A 13,105-nucleotide genomic window follows, 5' to 3' on the forward strand; every position below is an offset into this window, starting at 1 on the left:
AGCGATGACTCTGCTTGACCCGCTTGCGAACGCTCTTTCCCACATGACCAACAGCGAGAGGGTTGGAAAGAAGGAGGTTTACATAAAGCCGGCCTCAAAACTCATCGGTGAGGTCCTTAGAGTTATGCAGGAGAACGGCTACATCGGGGAGTTCGAGTTCATAGACGACGGGAGGGCCGGCATCTACAGGGTTCAGCTCATAGGAAAGATCAACAAGGCTGGAGCTATTAAGCCGAGGTTCCCGGTCAAGGCCAGGGACTACGAGTACTGGGAGAAGAGGTTCCTCCCGGCATACGAGTTCGGTATCCTTATCGTCTCGACCTCCCAGGGTGTCATGACCCACAAAGAGGCCATCGAGAAGGGAATCGGCGGAAGACTGATAGCCTACGTCTACTGAGGTGAGAACGATGCCGATAGACGCGTGGGTAAGGGAAGAGGTTGAGATTCCAGAGGGAGTCGAGGTCACCGTTGAGGGGAACACCGTCAAGGTCAAGGGCCCCAAGGGCGAGCTTGAGAGGGAGTTCAAGTACCCCGGCGTTCAGATCTTCACCGACGACGGTAAGGTCGTCATCTACAAGGAGTTCCCGAGGAGGAAGGACGTTGCCATAGCCAGGACGTTCAAGGCCCACATCAGCAACATGATCAAGGGCGTCACCGAGGGCTTCACTTACAAGCTCAAGGTCGTCTACAGCCACTTCCCGGTCACCGTCAAGGTCCAGGGCGACGAGGTCGTCATCGAGAACTTCCTCGGTGAGAAGAACCCAAGGAGGGCCAAGATACTGCCCGGCGTTACCGTGAAGGTTAGGGGGCAGGAAATCCTCGTCGAGGGCATAGACAAGGAGGCCGTTGGCCAGACCGCGGCCAACATCGAGCAGGCCACGAGGATAACGAAGTGGGACAGGCGTGTCTTCCAGGATGGTATTTACATAGTTGAGAAGGCTGGCAAGCCGATAAAGTTCTGAGGTGTGAGCAATGGACGAGAAGGCGAGACTCCTTAGGGTGAGGGCCAGGCTCAAGAGGAAGAAGCCCCGCTTCCTTAGGCAGGAGTGGTGGAGGTATCCAAAGTTCAAGAACGACCCGAAGTGGCGCAGGCCGAAGGGAATAGACAGCAAGATGAGGCTCAAGAAGAAGGGCAAGCCACGCTCACCGAGCATCGGATGGAGCTCACCGAGGCTCGTTAGGGGGCTCCACCCGAGCGGGTACGAGGAAGTCCTTGTCCACAACGTCAAGGAGCTTGAGGCAATCGACCCGACTAGGCAGGCAGCGAGGATAGCGAGGACTGTCGGTGCGAGAAAGAGGGAACTCATAATCGCGAGGGCCAAGGAGCTCGGTATTAAGGTCCTCAACGCGAGGTGATGCTCATGCTTAAGATGCAGAGAAGGATTGCCGCTGAGATTTTGAAGTGCGGTGAGAACAGGGTCTGGATTGACCCCGAGAGGATTGATGATGTTGCCGCCGCTATCACCAGGGAGGACGTAAAGAGGCTCATCCACGACGGCGTCATCAAGAAGAAGCCCATCAAGGGCCAGAGCAGGGCCCGCGCGAGGGCTTTCCACGAGGCGAGGAAGAAGGGACGCCACAGGGGCCCCGGAAGCAGGAAGGGTAAGAAGACCGCCAGGATGGGCAAGAAGGAGCGCTGGATGATGACCATAAGGGCCCTCCGGAAAGAACTTAGGAAGCTCAAGGCCGAGGGCAAGCTCGACGCCCACACCTACAGGAGGCTATACATCAGGGCCAAGGGCGGTCAGTTCAAGAACAAGAGGCAGCTCTACCTGTTCATGCAGGAGCACGGCATCTTGAAGGAGTGAGGTGAGATAAATGGCGAGAGGACCGAGGTATAGGGTTCCCTTCAGGAGGAGGAGAGAGGGTAAGACCAACTACCACAAGAGGCTCAAGCTCCTCAAGGGCAAGAAGCCGAGGCTTGTCGTGAGGAAGACCCTCAACCACCACATCGCCCAGATCATCGTCTACGACCCGAAGGGCGACAGGACTGTGGTTTCAGCCCACACCAGGGAGCTCATCAGGGACTTCGGCTGGAAGGGGCACTGTGGAAACACCCCAAGCGCTTACTTACTTGGCCTGCTCATCGGTTACAAGGCCAAGCAGGCCGGCATCGAGGAAGCCATCCTCGACATAGGCCTTCACCCGCCGACCAGGGGTTCAAGCGTCTTCGCAGTCCTCAAGGGTGCGGTTGATGCGGGCCTCAACGTCCCGCACAGCGAGGAGATATTCCCAGAGGACTACAGGATAAGGGGCGAGCACGTGGCTAACTACGCCAAGGCCCTCAAGGAGGAGGACGAGACGCTCTATAGGAAGCAGTTTGGTGGCTACCTCGTCAGGGGCCTTGAGCCCGAGAAACTGCCGGAACACTTTGAAGAGGTTAAGGCCAAGATAATCAAGAAGTTTGAGGGGGCGAGAGAATGAGCGACCCGAGAGAGATCGCCCAGAGGGTTCTTGAGGAGTGGGAGCCGAGGACCAAGCTCGGCAGGCTCGTCAAGGAGGGCCAGATAACTGACATTCACGAGATATTCAGGAAGGGTTACCAGATAAAGGAGCCGGAGATAGTTGACGTCCTCCTTCCGGAGGTCAACCTCAGGGAGAACCAGGAAGTCCTTGACATCGCTCTCACCGTCAGAATGACCGACAGCGGTAGGAGGATTCGCTTCAGGGTTTTGGCTGCCGTCGGCAACAGGGACGGTTACGTTGGCCTCGGAATCGGCCACGGGAGGGAGGTTGGTACCGCCATCAGGAAGGCCATCAACTACGCCAAGATGAACATCATCGAGATCAAGCGCGGCTGTGGAAGCTGGGAGTGCAGGTGCAGGAGGCCGCACTCAATCCCGTTCGCCGTCGAGGGCAAGGAAGGTAGCGTCCGCGTCAAGCTCATGCCCGGACCGCGTGGACTTGGTCTCGTTATCGGTGACGTCGGCAAGAAGATACTCACCCTCGCTGGCGTTCAGGATGTCTGGTCCCAGACCCTCGGTGAGACGAGAACCACCGTTAACTTCGCCAAGGCAGTTTTCAACGCGCTCTACAACACCAACCGCGTTGCCATACAGCCAGGTATGGAGGAGAAGTACGGTATCGTCGTTGGCAGGGCGATGCCCCAGAGCTTCACCCTTGAGTGAGGTGAGAGAAGATGGCAAAGCTTGCACTCATAAGGCTTAGGAGCGGGATTAGGGCGAGGGGCGAGGTTAGGGACACCCTCGCCATGCTTCGCCTTCACAGGATTAACCACCTCGTCATAGTCGACGACACCCCGAGCTACCGCGGAATGATACAGAAGGTCAAGGACTACATCACCTGGGGCGAGATAGACAAAGAGACCCTCGTCAAGCTCCTCAGGAAGAGGGGCAGGCTCGTCGGCAACAAGCCGATTACCGATGAGTACGTCCAGGAGAAGCTTGGAATTAGCCTTGAGGAGTTCGCCGAGAAGGTCATCAACGGCGAGATGAAGCTCAGGGATTTGCCAAACATCAAGCCCGTCTTCAGGCTCCACCCGCCGAGGGGAGGTCTCAAGGGAAGCAAGAAGCGCTCCTTCAAGGAGGGCGGTGCCCTCGGCTACAGGGGCGAGAAGATTAACGAGCTCATTGAGAGAATGCTCTGAGGTGGCGAGAGATGATTAGGAGGAGGAAGAAGGTTAGGAAGCTTCGCGGGAGTCACACTCACGGATGGGGGTGCAAGAAGAAGCACCGCGGCGGCGGAAGCAAGGGCGGTAGGGGTATGGCTGGTACCGGTAAGAGGAAGGACCAGAAGTTCACCTGGACCATCAAGTACGCCCCCGACCACCTCGGCAAGCGCGGCTTCCACAGGCCCAAGGCCGTCCAGTACATCCCCAGGGTCATCAACCTGAGTGACATCGACGAGAACTTCGAGCTCTTCAAGGACATGGGCGTCATCTACGAGGAGGAAGGAAAGCTCGTCTTCGACGCCACCCAGCTCGGTGTTGATAAGGTTCTCGGTACCGGAAAGCTCACTAGGGCCATAGTCGTCAAGGCCCACTACGTGACTCCCAAGGCCGAGGAGAAGATTAAGGCCGCTGGCGGCGAGGTTCTCCTCGCCTGATTTCTTTCAACTTTTGGCGGGTGTCGGCTATGGGAAAGGTAAGGGACATTGTATACGCTATTGAGCGCTATTTCCCCGAGGTTGAAAGGCCGAAGAGGCACGTTCCGCTCAAAGAGAAGTTCATGTGGACTGGAATAGCACTGCTGTTGTACTTCATACTTGCTGAAATCCCGCTGTATGGAATCCCACCCAGGGTTCAGGATTACTTCGCAACGCTCCGCTTCGTTCTCGCCGGTAAGAGCGGTTCGCTTTTAACGCTGGGTATCGGTCCAATCGTTACCGCGAGTATAATCATGCAGCTTCTCGTTGGTTCTGAGATAGTTAGGCTCGACCTCTCAAATCCTGAGGACAGGAGGTTTTACCAGGCCGCCCAGAAGCTGTTCGCTGTGTTCATGAGCTTTTTCGAGGCGGCTATCTACGTCTTCGCCGGTGCATTTGGTAAGGTCAACACCGGGATAGGTGCGTTCCAGACCGTTACCACTCCCAGCGGGTTAGTCTACATTGGGCTGGGCCTTGCAATCCTGATAATCCTCCAGCTTGGCTTTGCGTCCACCATGCTCATACTCCTTGACGAGCTCGTTAGCAAGTGGGGAATAGGCAGCGGTATCAGCCTCTTCATCGCCGCTGGAGTTTCCCAGACCGTCATTTACAAGGCTCTCGCTCCTATACCGAGCACTGAGTACATTGACCCGCTCACCGGTGAGCCTGCACTGGTCGGTGCAATTCCCGCCTTCATCCAGCACTTGATCCACGGCGACATAACCGGTGCAATATACCGCGGAGGAACCCTTCCCGATATCGTCAGGCTACTTGGCACTATAGTGGTGTTCCTCGTGGTCGTTTACCTGGAGAGCATGCGCGTTGAGATACCGCTCAGCTACGGTCGCGTCACCGTCCGCGGGAGGTACCCGATAAGGTTCATGTACGTCAGCAACATCCCGATTATCCTCACCATGGCACTCTACGCAAACATCCAGCTCTGGGCCAGGCTCCTCAACAACTACGGCATAACCGTACTGGGAACTTTCGGTGAGAACGGCTACCCGGTAAGCGGTTTCGTGACCTACCTCTACCCGCCGAGGGACATCTTCCACGTCGTAAACGACCCCGTAAGGGCCATTGTCTACGCAGTGATGACGATATTCTGGGCACTCATCTTCGGTTTTCTCTGGGTTGAGCTGACCGGCCTCGATGCCAGGAGCATTGCCAGACAGCTCCAGCGCGCGGGACTCCAGATTCCGGGCTTCAGGCGCGACCCGAGGATACTTGAGAGGGTCCTTCAGCGCTACATCCCGTACGTTACATTCTGGGGTTCGTTTACCCTCGCACTGGTCGCAGTGCTCGCGGACTTCCTTGGGGCCTTGGGTACCGGAACCGGAATCCTCCTTACCGTCGGTATACTCTACAGGTTCTACGAGGAAGTAGCCAGGGAGCAGGCAACTGAGATGTTCCCGGCCCTGAGAAGGTTCTTTGCCAAGTGACCCTTTCTTTTTTGCAAAACCTTTTAAGCCCGCTTTTCCTTACCTTACCAGAACTCCCTGGGTGAGAGCTATGCCCTTTGTAGTCATGATCACAGGCATTCCAGGAGTTGGTAAGAGCACCATCACAAAGCTTGCCCTCAAGAGAACCAGGGCCAAGTTCAGGCTCGTCAACTTCGGAGACCTAATGTTCGAGGAGGCGGTTAGGGCGGGCCTTGTCAAGCACAGAGATGAGATGAGGAAGCTTGACCCAGCGACCCAGAAGGAGCTCCAGCTCAAGGCCGCGCAGAAGGTCGTTGAAATAGCCCGCGAAGAGCCCGTTTTGCTCGACACCCACGCGACAATCAAAACGCCAGTTGGCTATCTCCTTGGTTTCCCCAGGGAGGTTATTGAGGTTATAAACCCCAACTTTATCGTGATAATTGAGGCGACGCCGAGCGAGATACTCGGAAGGCGTCTCCGCGACCTCAAGAGGGACAGGGACGTCGAGACCGAGGAGCAGATTGAGAGGCATCAGGACCTCAACAGGGCGGCGGCGATAAGCTATGCGATGCACTCTAACGCCCTCATAAAGATAATTGAGAACCATGAGGATAAGGGTCTGGAGGAGGCCGTTAATGAGCTCGTCCAAGTACTTGACCTGGCGGTGAGCGAGTATGATTGAGGGGATATACCAGTTCCTTGACAGCATTTTTGGGCCGTTCATACTGAACTACCACCCAATCTGGGTAATCACGGTAGCTGGCGCAATAATCGGTGGTTTCTATACGCTGATCTACTACTTCTTCACGGACATCGAAAAGCACAAGAAGCTCCAGGAGCTTGCCAAGGAAGTCCAGAAGGAGATGAGAGAGGCCCAGAAGAGCGGTGACGAGAAGAAGATTAGGAAGGCCCAGCAGAAACAGCTGGAGCTCATGAGAATGCAGAGTGAGCTGATGAAGCAACAGATGGTGCCGATGTTCCTCACGATGCCACTCTTCATGATATTCTTTGGCTGGCTCAGGAGATGGTATGTGGAAGTGGCAATAGCTAAGGCACCGTTTGACTTCTTCGTCTTTGACCTCTTCCACAGGTGGCAGCACTCCGCCCTTCCCCCGAGCGAGCTCGGTTACGTTGGATGGTACTTCCTTACCAGCTACGCTGTGGGTATGATACTTAGAAAGCTCCTTGACATGGGATAAATTTAAAAACGCTCCGCTAAAAAGGGTTCCGAGGTGAGAGATATGAAGCCGATGTACCGCTCAAGGTCATGGAGGAGGAAGTACGTCAGGACTCCGGGAGGAAGGACTGTAGTCCACTTTGAGAGGAGGAAGCCCAAGGTTGCCCACTGTGCTATGTGCGGAAGGCCCCTCAACGGCGTTCCGCGCGGAAGGCCGAGCGAGCTCAGGAAGCTTCCGAAGACCGCAAAGAGGCCCGAGAGGCCGATGCCGCACCTCTGCCCGAGCTGCATGAGGAAGGTCATGAAGGCTCAGGTAAGATCCGCCATAGCCCTCTGAAGGTGTGCCTATGCCGAAGGGCTGCCTCGTAATAACCGTCAGCGGTCTGGCCGGTTCCGGAACCACCACCCTCTGCAGGAACCTGGCCAGGCACTACGGCTTCAAGCATATCTACGCCGGACTGATATTCCGGCAGATGGCCGAGGAAATGGGTATGACCCTCCAGGAGTTCCAGAAGTATGCGGAGCTCCACCCTGAGATAGACCGCGAGGTTGACAGGAGACAGGTCGAGGCAGCCAATGAGTGTAACGTCGTTATTGAGGGTCGCCTCGCTGGGTGGATGGTCAAAAACGCTGACCTCAAGATATGGCTCGGTGCTCCCATGATGGAGCGCGCCAAGAGGGTCGCCCAGAGAGAAGGCATCTCCGTTGAGGAGGCCTACATCCAGATTGCCGAGAGGGAAAAGCAGAACAGGAAAAGGTATTTAAACCTCTACGGTATCGACATCGAGGACAAGTCCATTTACGACTTGATTATAAACACTGCCAAATGGGGTCCCGATGGGGTCTTCGCGATTGTGAAGGCCGCCATCGACCACCTTTACCCCGACGGTGACGCGGGGTCAAACAAAAATTAAGGAGGTGGGATGAATGCCAGCTATTGAGGTCGGAAGGATTGCTGTCGTTATAGCCGGAAGGAGGGCCGGTCAGAAGGTTGTCGTTGCTGACATAATCGACAAGAACTTCGTCCTCGTTACCGGCGCTGGCCTCAACAAGGTCAAGCGCAGGAGGATGAACGTCAAGCACCTCGAGCCCCTTCCGGAGAAGATTAACATTGAGCGCGGTGCCTCCGACGAGGAGATAAAGAAGGCCCTCGAAGAGGCCGGCGTAAGCCTTGAGTGAGGGCTTTCCCTCACTCTTCTTCCAATAAGTTTCTTGACGGCGTTTTCCCCTTTTCTGGAGGTCGTCGGTTTGGTTAGTTTTCAGCTACTCCTTCATTAGGTGGATTTATTAAGTCTGGACTCGAACTCCATGGGGGTGATGAGATGCAACTCCACGCCGTCATCTGGGAGGAAGAGGGCGTTTACGTCATCCGGGAGGTCTTCACAGGGGTTACCACTCAGGGAGAGACGATAGAAGAGGCAATTGAGAACCTCAAAGAGGCCGTTGAGCTGTACCTTGAGGAGTTTCCAGAGCTGAGCTTCACAAAGAGTTAAAAGCCGGTACGTTGATGGGAGTCCTGAGACTTGCTCAGATAAGCAAGGAGGACTTTATCAAAGCGCTGGAAGACCCGTAGGTGATGCTCATGGCGAGGGACGAAGTGAGGAGAATCCTTCCCGCTGACATAAAGAGGGAGGTGCTCGTTAAAGACGAGAAGGCCGAGACGAACCCGAAGTGGGGCTTTCCCCCTGAGAAGAGGCCCATTGAGATGCACATGCAGTTCGGCATAATCAACCTCGACAAGCCCCCCGGACCGACGAGCCACGAAGTTGTCGCGTGGATTAAGAAGCTCTTCAACCTCAGCAAGGCCGGCCACGGCGGAACCCTCGACCCCAAGGTCAGCGGCGTTTTACCGGTTGCCCTCGAGAGGGCTACGAGGGTCGTCCAGGCGCTCCTCCCTGCCGGTAAGGAGTACGTGGCCCTGATGCACCTCCACGGTGACGTTCCCGAGGACAAAATCTTCGCCGTTATGAAGGAGTTCCAGGGGGAGATAATCCAGAGACCACCTCTGAGGAGTGCCGTCAAGAGACGCTTGAGGACGAGGAAGGTCTACTACATCGACGTGCTTGAGATTGAGGGCAGGGACGTGCTCTTCCGCGTTGGTGTCGAGGCCGGAACCTACATCCGTTCGCTCATCCACCACATAGGCCTGGCCTTGGGCGTTGGAGCGCATATGGCCGAGTTGCGCCGTACCAGAAGCGGTCCCTTCAAGGAGGACGAGACGCTGGTGACGCTTCACGATTTGGTGGACTACTACCACTTCTGGAAGGAGGACGGCATCGAGGAGTACTTCAGGAAGGCGATACAGCCGATGGAGAAGGCGGTTGAACACCTGCCCAAGGTTTGGATTAGGGATTCCGCCGTTGCGGCGGTAACGCACGGCGCGGACCTGGCCGTCCCCGGAATAGTCAAGCTCCACAAGGGCATAAAGAAGGGTGACCTCGTTGCGATAATGACCCTCAAGGACGAGCTGGTTGCCCTCGGAAAGGCCACGATGACGAGCGGTGAGATGCTCCAGCGGAGCAAGGGCATAGCGGTTGACGTTGACAAGGTCTTCATGCCGAGGGACTGGTATCCGAAGCTGTGGTAGCGACCCTTGCTGATGCAAGCGCCGGCGGGAGATTTAGTGCTTTTTTAACTTGCGCTAAGTTTCTCAGTGGGTTTTGTTCTCAACTTTGCTTTTTGGTGAGTGTTCCGCTTTTTAAACGGCGTCCGAAGGACGCCAATAATGACTCGGAACCGCTTTGGATTTTTTAATAAATGTAACCCCCTGTTTGAGAGTGCATCCTTATCAGGCACCTGCTATTGTTTTTGCTTCTTTGGAGGGGATAGCGTTCTTTTCGCCAGCCTTTCCTAAATACTGTTTTAAATCTCTACCCATCTTAAGCTGTTCTTATTTGTATTTACCACATAAGCACATGATTGAGTAATCTATCATAAAATTTATATATAATAATTGCGAAGTTTTTTTTGGAAACCCTTCGAGAGGTGATAAAGTGCGCCGAGTAGTTGTATTGTTGGTGTCTCTTTGGGTGGTGCTGAGTACCGCAGCAATGGGCATGGCATGGGGAGCAGGTCGGAGTATGGAAGAGGAATCCTCGGCAGAGATAGAAGAAGCCCTAATAAGGGATCCAGTAGTCTGTGATCATGATTATGTCTCTAATGGTATTGGTACCTCCCACTTGACTCTTTGTGGAAAAGCCAGTTAGAGTAATCCACCCTGGCTTTATGCCATAAATGTTGATGCATGGACGACAGGTAGTTGTGGCATATACTATGTGTCTCCAGTACCCAGTAAGGCGTATCTCTACGTTGAAGTAACGGCATACTCTGATTGTGGAAAGTTAAATGCAATGATTAATTGGATAGAGGGATATTAATTGGATGAAAAGGTGAGAACATGAGGCGGCCTACCCTCCTCTTTCTGTTTTTCCTTTTGATACTGCTGTCCCCACTAACATCCGCTCAGCCTTACTGGCTCAAAGAGGGCGTTTATTTTAAGTATGTGGCTGAAGGAGAGCATTCCGTGGCTATAACCCAGGATTCATCCACTTACAGGGGCTCCTATGGTGAGCTGTTCTGGAGGGTGGTGAAAGTTGAAAATGGCCTTGTCACCGTTGAGGCTGTTTTAAAAGCGGAGAACCTGACTGAAGAGCGCTATACTGAGCTCCCACACGAAGAAGCCCTCAAAAGATTAAATGAGCTAATCTCCCTTTACGAAGGAAAAGAGCCCTCAACAACTATGGGCTCCTGCAGGCTGTATCCCGTGGAAAACGAGACGTGGGGAAAGGGCATAGCAAGAATCTGCAACGAAACGGCTTCCATCGAATTCTCGAACTATACATATGCTGTTTTGGTTGAACGAGATAGAGGTGTAGAGTTCATCAGAAGGGCCGTTCCAAAAATTGTGAGAAGGACAGTCTTTGAGATTGACCTGAGAGATAACGTCTTAGTCTACAATGGAACTCCTCTGGGAAAAAACCTTCTTTTTATACTTCCCGATAAAATTCCACAGGAAGGAGAGGTTCTGTTTAGTGTTCTTGGTCAGGAAGTGAAAGTTACAAAGAGCATAATCCTTAACGATACCGTAATTCATACACCTTTCAGGACATTCAAACCCCCCATACTGTTTATTCGGACAAATATGGTGGCTGGCAATGGGTGGCAAGGTATGAGCGGCATCTACTACGATATGTCGAGTGGAATTCTGGTGACGGGTTTTATGCCAGTATCACCGCTCTGGGAAGCGTTTGGGTTCTCATCGGTGGCCCTATTTGATGAAGACTCCAAAAGAAGCAGGGGGGAGATGGGAGGGTTTGGAATGGTTCTGGCAGACACAAACGCGGAGTTAGTCCTGACAAAACGTCTGACTGGGGTGGAAATCCCGAAGCTCTCTTTCATCGTCTTTATCCTTTCCGTGTTTCTGCTCGCCGTTTGTGGGGCGGTAAAAATCAGGAGGTGGGATGCATGAGAGCGCTCGTTAAGCATGAACTCCAGGAGCCCACTAAACTCTCAGTCCTCCTCCTTTTTAGCGTCCTTATCTCAGCCGCATATAAAGCATTTCTCATTGGTTACAAGAGTAGCTTCTCCTCCACTTATCCTCACTTCCACTTACACAGGGTTTTCGTGGAAATGGGCCACTCTAATATGACCTTTTACCTTTTTGCAACTCTTATGGCCTCATCTATTGTAGGAATATCCACGAGAACTGAGAGGGACACTGGAGTTGCACTGAGCATCTATGCCCTCCCGTATTCAAGGAAGGCCATTTTGACGGCCAAGTTCTTTTCGAATTTCCTCCTGATTTTTGTGTATTCTCTGGCACTTCATGTTGTTGTGTTTGTCCTTCACTTCTCCGGGACTCTTGAAGGTGTCTTGAATGCCTTGCGTGAAGGTATTCCTTTTGTAATCATCTTCTACATCATCGTTACGTTCTATGTCGTGTCACTGTCATCTTTCGTCGCCATTTCATCTCCAAACACATACGTGGCAATCATGGTATCATTTTTGGCCCTATATTTCCCTGTTCTGGCTAACATTAAATGGCTGATGCCAGCCCTCACTGAATGGTGGGAAGCAGGGCTTAGCACCTATGCAACGTCCTTCAAGACCCTGATTTTTCTCTCCACCGTGCTTTTCATTGCCTATATCATCATAGGGGAGCGGAGGGATGTTAGATGAGGACTCTGAAATTCTTCCTTTCGTCAGTCTTAATCCTGATTTTTGTCTCCCTGCTATTCCAAGTGAGGTTTTCCACCGATGACCTCGTGTATCACTCAATCGGTATAGGGGGAAGTGAATACGGGGGCGTTTACTCCCCCTCCGCAGCCTCGGTTGAGGTGTCTCTGTCCTGCTCCAATAAAACTCAGGTATTTGTCAGGGACGTAGAAGAGAATATCCCCATTTATACCATAACGGTTTATGGGAGCGATTTAGTCCCCATGATTTTTCCACATCCCGGTCACTATGAGTTTTCTTTGAATTCCACCGAGACACACTGCTCAATAATTATAAAACCCATAGAGGTCGGGTTCCCTACTGAAAACTGGAACGCTCACTTTATTTTGGGCTCGCTAACTGCCCTTTCGCTGGCCTTCCTGATCTGGAGGGATGGACGATGATAATTGAAGCAAAAAACCTCCAGAAAAGGTTCGGCCCAATCGTAGCTCTCGATGATGTGAATATTAAAGTCCTCAAGGGCCTAACCCTGCTCTTGGGGCCCAATGGGGGAGGGAAATCAACGTTCATGAAGCTTGCCCTGGGTCTTTACAAACCGACCAGGGGAGAGATAAAGCTCCTAGGAAGGAACCCGTGGAAAGACGCGAACGTACGAAAAAATGTGGGCGCCTCTTTTGATCCTCCCGCACTCCCAAAGTTTGTGAGCGGCAGGGAGTGGCTGTCTTTTCTTGCGGAGGGCAAAGGCGTTGATGCCGAAGAAGAGATAGCCAAAGTCTCTGAAATGTTCAATCTGGAAGCCTTCCTGAACAGGAGGATAGATAGGTACTCCTCAGGGATGCTCAAGCGTCTGAGCATAGCCCAGGCCTTTATCGGAAATCCCAGGGTGGTTTTTCTCGACGAACCTCTGGCCAACATAGACTTTGACAGTGTTGCGCAGATTGTCTCAGTTATCGCCCAAGAAAAGGAAAAAGGGACGAGCTTCGTGGTAATTTCCCATATATGGGAGCCCCTGCTGCCACTGGCGGATTACGCGGTGGTGCTAAGCGCGGGCAGGGTTTATCTAGCAGGAAGGGTGGGGGATGTGAAAGAAGGTTTGGAAAACCTATTTAAATCTAGCAACTTCTCTATTAGGCATTTCTCGAAATCACCCGGTTCGGATCTTTAGTAGCAGCAGAAAAATCTGTGTGTAGTAAAATTCTTGATAACGATTAATTAAGGTGCTGTCTGA

20 protein-coding genes are annotated in these 13,105 nt (G+C 53.2%); all 20 read left to right on the plus strand.

Annotated features, from left to right (window positions below; genetic code table 11):
• Positions 1-4 precede the first annotated feature (4 nt).
• The 20 genes from TEU_RS05055 (at position 5) to TEU_RS05145 (ending at position 13,042) form a co-directional block, all read left to right on the plus strand.
• Complete coding sequence (locus TEU_RS05055; RefSeq protein WP_050002745.1) at positions 5-397, plus strand: 30S ribosomal protein S8; 393 nt, start codon at positions 5-7, stop codon at positions 395-397.
• 10 nt (positions 398-407) lie between these two features.
• Positions 408-962, plus strand: a complete 555-nt coding sequence (locus TEU_RS05060) for a 50S ribosomal protein L6 (protein ID WP_050002746.1) — start codon at positions 408-410, stop codon at positions 960-962.
• A 10-nt stretch (positions 963-972) separates the two neighbouring features.
• Positions 973-1,356 (plus strand): 50S ribosomal protein L32e, encoded by a 384-nt coding sequence (locus tag TEU_RS05065; protein ID WP_050002747.1) that lies wholly within the window; start codon positions 973-975, stop codon positions 1,354-1,356.
• Positions 1,356-1,808, plus strand: coding sequence for a 50S ribosomal protein L19e (locus tag TEU_RS05070; RefSeq protein ID WP_174412694.1), 453 nt, complete (start codon positions 1,356-1,358; stop codon positions 1,806-1,808). Before TEU_RS05065 ends, TEU_RS05070 begins: the two co-directional genes overlap by 1 nt.
• Positions 1,809-1,818: 10 nt before the next feature.
• Complete coding sequence (locus tag TEU_RS05075; protein ID WP_050002749.1) at positions 1,819-2,424, plus strand: 50S ribosomal protein L18; 606 nt, start codon at positions 1,819-1,821, stop codon at positions 2,422-2,424.
• Entirely contained in the window at positions 2,421-3,128 is a 708-nt protein-coding gene (rpsE, locus tag TEU_RS05080; RefSeq protein ID WP_050002750.1) for a 30S ribosomal protein S5, read from the plus strand. Before TEU_RS05075 ends, rpsE begins: the two co-directional genes overlap by 4 nt.
• Before the next feature lie 11 nt (positions 3,129-3,139).
• Positions 3,140-3,607, plus strand: coding sequence for a 50S ribosomal protein L30 (locus TEU_RS05085; RefSeq protein WP_050002751.1), 468 nt, complete (start codon positions 3,140-3,142; stop codon positions 3,605-3,607).
• Positions 3,608-3,618: 11 nt separating this feature from the next.
• Positions 3,619-4,065, plus strand: coding sequence for an uL15m family ribosomal protein (locus TEU_RS05090; RefSeq protein ID WP_050002752.1), 447 nt, complete (start codon positions 3,619-3,621; stop codon positions 4,063-4,065).
• 29 nt (positions 4,066-4,094) lie between these two features.
• Positions 4,095-5,546 carry a preprotein translocase subunit SecY gene (gene secY / locus TEU_RS05095; protein ID WP_050002753.1) on the plus strand — a complete coding sequence of 484 codons (1,452 nt, stop codon included), beginning with the start codon at positions 4,095-4,097 and terminating at the stop codon, positions 5,544-5,546.
• 70 nt (positions 5,547-5,616) lie between these two features.
• A complete protein-coding gene (locus TEU_RS05100; RefSeq protein WP_050002754.1) occupies positions 5,617-6,207 on the plus strand; it encodes an adenylate kinase in 591 nt (196 codons plus the stop codon).
• Positions 6,200-6,724 carry a DUF106 domain-containing protein gene (locus tag TEU_RS05105; RefSeq protein ID WP_050002755.1) on the plus strand — a complete coding sequence of 175 codons (525 nt, stop codon included), beginning with the start codon at positions 6,200-6,202 and terminating at the stop codon, positions 6,722-6,724. The genes TEU_RS05100 and TEU_RS05105 overlap by 8 nt, the downstream gene beginning before the upstream one ends.
• A gap of 42 nt (positions 6,725-6,766) precedes the next feature.
• On the plus strand, positions 6,767-7,039 hold the full coding sequence (locus tag TEU_RS05110) for a 50S ribosomal protein L34e (RefSeq protein WP_050002756.1): 273 nt from the start codon (positions 6,767-6,769) through the stop codon (positions 7,037-7,039).
• A gap of 10 nt (positions 7,040-7,049) precedes the next feature.
• On the plus strand, positions 7,050-7,616 hold the full coding sequence (gene cmk, locus TEU_RS05115) for a (d)CMP kinase (RefSeq protein ID WP_050002757.1): 567 nt from the start codon (positions 7,050-7,052) through the stop codon (positions 7,614-7,616).
• A gap of 13 nt (positions 7,617-7,629) precedes the next feature.
• A complete protein-coding gene (locus TEU_RS05120; protein ID WP_050002758.1) occupies positions 7,630-7,881 on the plus strand; it encodes a 50S ribosomal protein L14e in 252 nt (83 codons plus the stop codon).
• A gap of 143 nt (positions 7,882-8,024) precedes the next feature.
• Positions 8,025-8,195, plus strand: coding sequence for a type II toxin-antitoxin system HicB family antitoxin (locus TEU_RS11625; protein ID WP_144244822.1), 171 nt, complete (start codon positions 8,025-8,027; stop codon positions 8,193-8,195).
• 89 nt (positions 8,196-8,284) lie between these two features.
• Positions 8,285-9,289 carry an RNA-guided pseudouridylation complex pseudouridine synthase subunit Cbf5 gene (locus TEU_RS05125; RefSeq protein WP_050002759.1) on the plus strand — a complete coding sequence of 335 codons (1,005 nt, stop codon included), beginning with the start codon at positions 8,285-8,287 and terminating at the stop codon, positions 9,287-9,289.
• A gap of 810 nt (positions 9,290-10,099) precedes the next feature.
• On the plus strand, positions 10,100-11,170 hold the full coding sequence (locus TEU_RS05130; RefSeq protein ID WP_050002760.1) for a hypothetical protein: 1,071 nt from the start codon (positions 10,100-10,102) through the stop codon (positions 11,168-11,170).
• Positions 11,167-11,880: an ABC transporter permease gene (locus TEU_RS05135; protein WP_050002761.1), complete on the plus strand. Its 714-nt coding sequence runs from the start codon at positions 11,167-11,169 to the stop codon at positions 11,878-11,880. The genes TEU_RS05130 and TEU_RS05135 overlap by 4 nt, the downstream gene beginning before the upstream one ends.
• Entirely contained in the window at positions 11,877-12,320 is a 444-nt protein-coding gene (locus TEU_RS05140; RefSeq protein ID WP_050002762.1) for a hypothetical protein, read from the plus strand. The genes TEU_RS05135 and TEU_RS05140 overlap by 4 nt, the downstream gene beginning before the upstream one ends.
• A complete protein-coding gene (locus tag TEU_RS05145) occupies positions 12,317-13,042 on the plus strand; it encodes an ABC transporter ATP-binding protein (protein ID WP_320407207.1) in 726 nt (241 codons plus the stop codon). The genes TEU_RS05140 and TEU_RS05145 overlap by 4 nt, the downstream gene beginning before the upstream one ends.
• The last annotated feature ends 63 nt before the right edge of the window (positions 13,043-13,105 follow it).

The organism is Thermococcus eurythermalis (assembly GCF_000769655.1).
In the GTDB taxonomy this organism is placed as follows: Archaea; Methanobacteriota_B; Thermococci; order Thermococcales; family Thermococcaceae; genus Thermococcus; species Thermococcus eurythermalis.

Bases quoted from the DNA above. Each gene is read 5' to 3' on its own strand.
- TEU_RS05055 (WP_050002745.1), top strand. From the start codon at position 5: ATGACTCTGCTTGACCCGCTTGCGAACGCTCTTTCCCACATGACCAAC.
- TEU_RS05060 (WP_050002746.1), top strand. From the start codon at position 408: ATGCCGATAGACGCGTGGGTAAGGGAAGAGGTTGAGATTCCAGAGGGA.
- TEU_RS05065 (WP_050002747.1), top strand. From the start codon at position 973: ATGGACGAGAAGGCGAGACTCCTTAGGGTGAGGGCCAGGCTCAAGAGG.
- TEU_RS05070 (WP_174412694.1), top strand. From the start codon at position 1,356: ATGCTCATGCTTAAGATGCAGAGAAGGATTGCCGCTGAGATTTTGAAG.
- TEU_RS05075 (WP_050002749.1), top strand. From the start codon at position 1,819: ATGGCGAGAGGACCGAGGTATAGGGTTCCCTTCAGGAGGAGGAGAGAG.
- rpsE (WP_050002750.1), top strand. From the start codon at position 2,421: ATGAGCGACCCGAGAGAGATCGCCCAGAGGGTTCTTGAGGAGTGGGAG.
- TEU_RS05085 (WP_050002751.1), top strand. From the start codon at position 3,140: ATGGCAAAGCTTGCACTCATAAGGCTTAGGAGCGGGATTAGGGCGAGG.
- TEU_RS05090 (WP_050002752.1), top strand. From the start codon at position 3,619: ATGATTAGGAGGAGGAAGAAGGTTAGGAAGCTTCGCGGGAGTCACACT.
- secY (WP_050002753.1), top strand. From the start codon at position 4,095: ATGGGAAAGGTAAGGGACATTGTATACGCTATTGAGCGCTATTTCCCC.
- TEU_RS05100 (WP_050002754.1), top strand. From the start codon at position 5,617: ATGCCCTTTGTAGTCATGATCACAGGCATTCCAGGAGTTGGTAAGAGC.
- TEU_RS05105 (WP_050002755.1), top strand. From the start codon at position 6,200: ATGATTGAGGGGATATACCAGTTCCTTGACAGCATTTTTGGGCCGTTC.
- TEU_RS05110 (WP_050002756.1), top strand. From the start codon at position 6,767: ATGAAGCCGATGTACCGCTCAAGGTCATGGAGGAGGAAGTACGTCAGG.
- cmk (WP_050002757.1), top strand. From the start codon at position 7,050: ATGCCGAAGGGCTGCCTCGTAATAACCGTCAGCGGTCTGGCCGGTTCC.
- TEU_RS05120 (WP_050002758.1), top strand. From the start codon at position 7,630: ATGCCAGCTATTGAGGTCGGAAGGATTGCTGTCGTTATAGCCGGAAGG.
- TEU_RS11625 (WP_144244822.1), top strand. From the start codon at position 8,025: ATGCAACTCCACGCCGTCATCTGGGAGGAAGAGGGCGTTTACGTCATC.
- TEU_RS05125 (WP_050002759.1), top strand. From the start codon at position 8,285: ATGGCGAGGGACGAAGTGAGGAGAATCCTTCCCGCTGACATAAAGAGG.
- TEU_RS05130 (WP_050002760.1), top strand. From the start codon at position 10,100: ATGAGGCGGCCTACCCTCCTCTTTCTGTTTTTCCTTTTGATACTGCTG.
- TEU_RS05135 (WP_050002761.1), top strand. From the start codon at position 11,167: ATGAGAGCGCTCGTTAAGCATGAACTCCAGGAGCCCACTAAACTCTCA.
- TEU_RS05140 (WP_050002762.1), top strand. From the start codon at position 11,877: ATGAGGACTCTGAAATTCTTCCTTTCGTCAGTCTTAATCCTGATTTTT.
- TEU_RS05145 (WP_320407207.1), top strand. From the start codon at position 12,317: ATGATAATTGAAGCAAAAAACCTCCAGAAAAGGTTCGGCCCAATCGTA.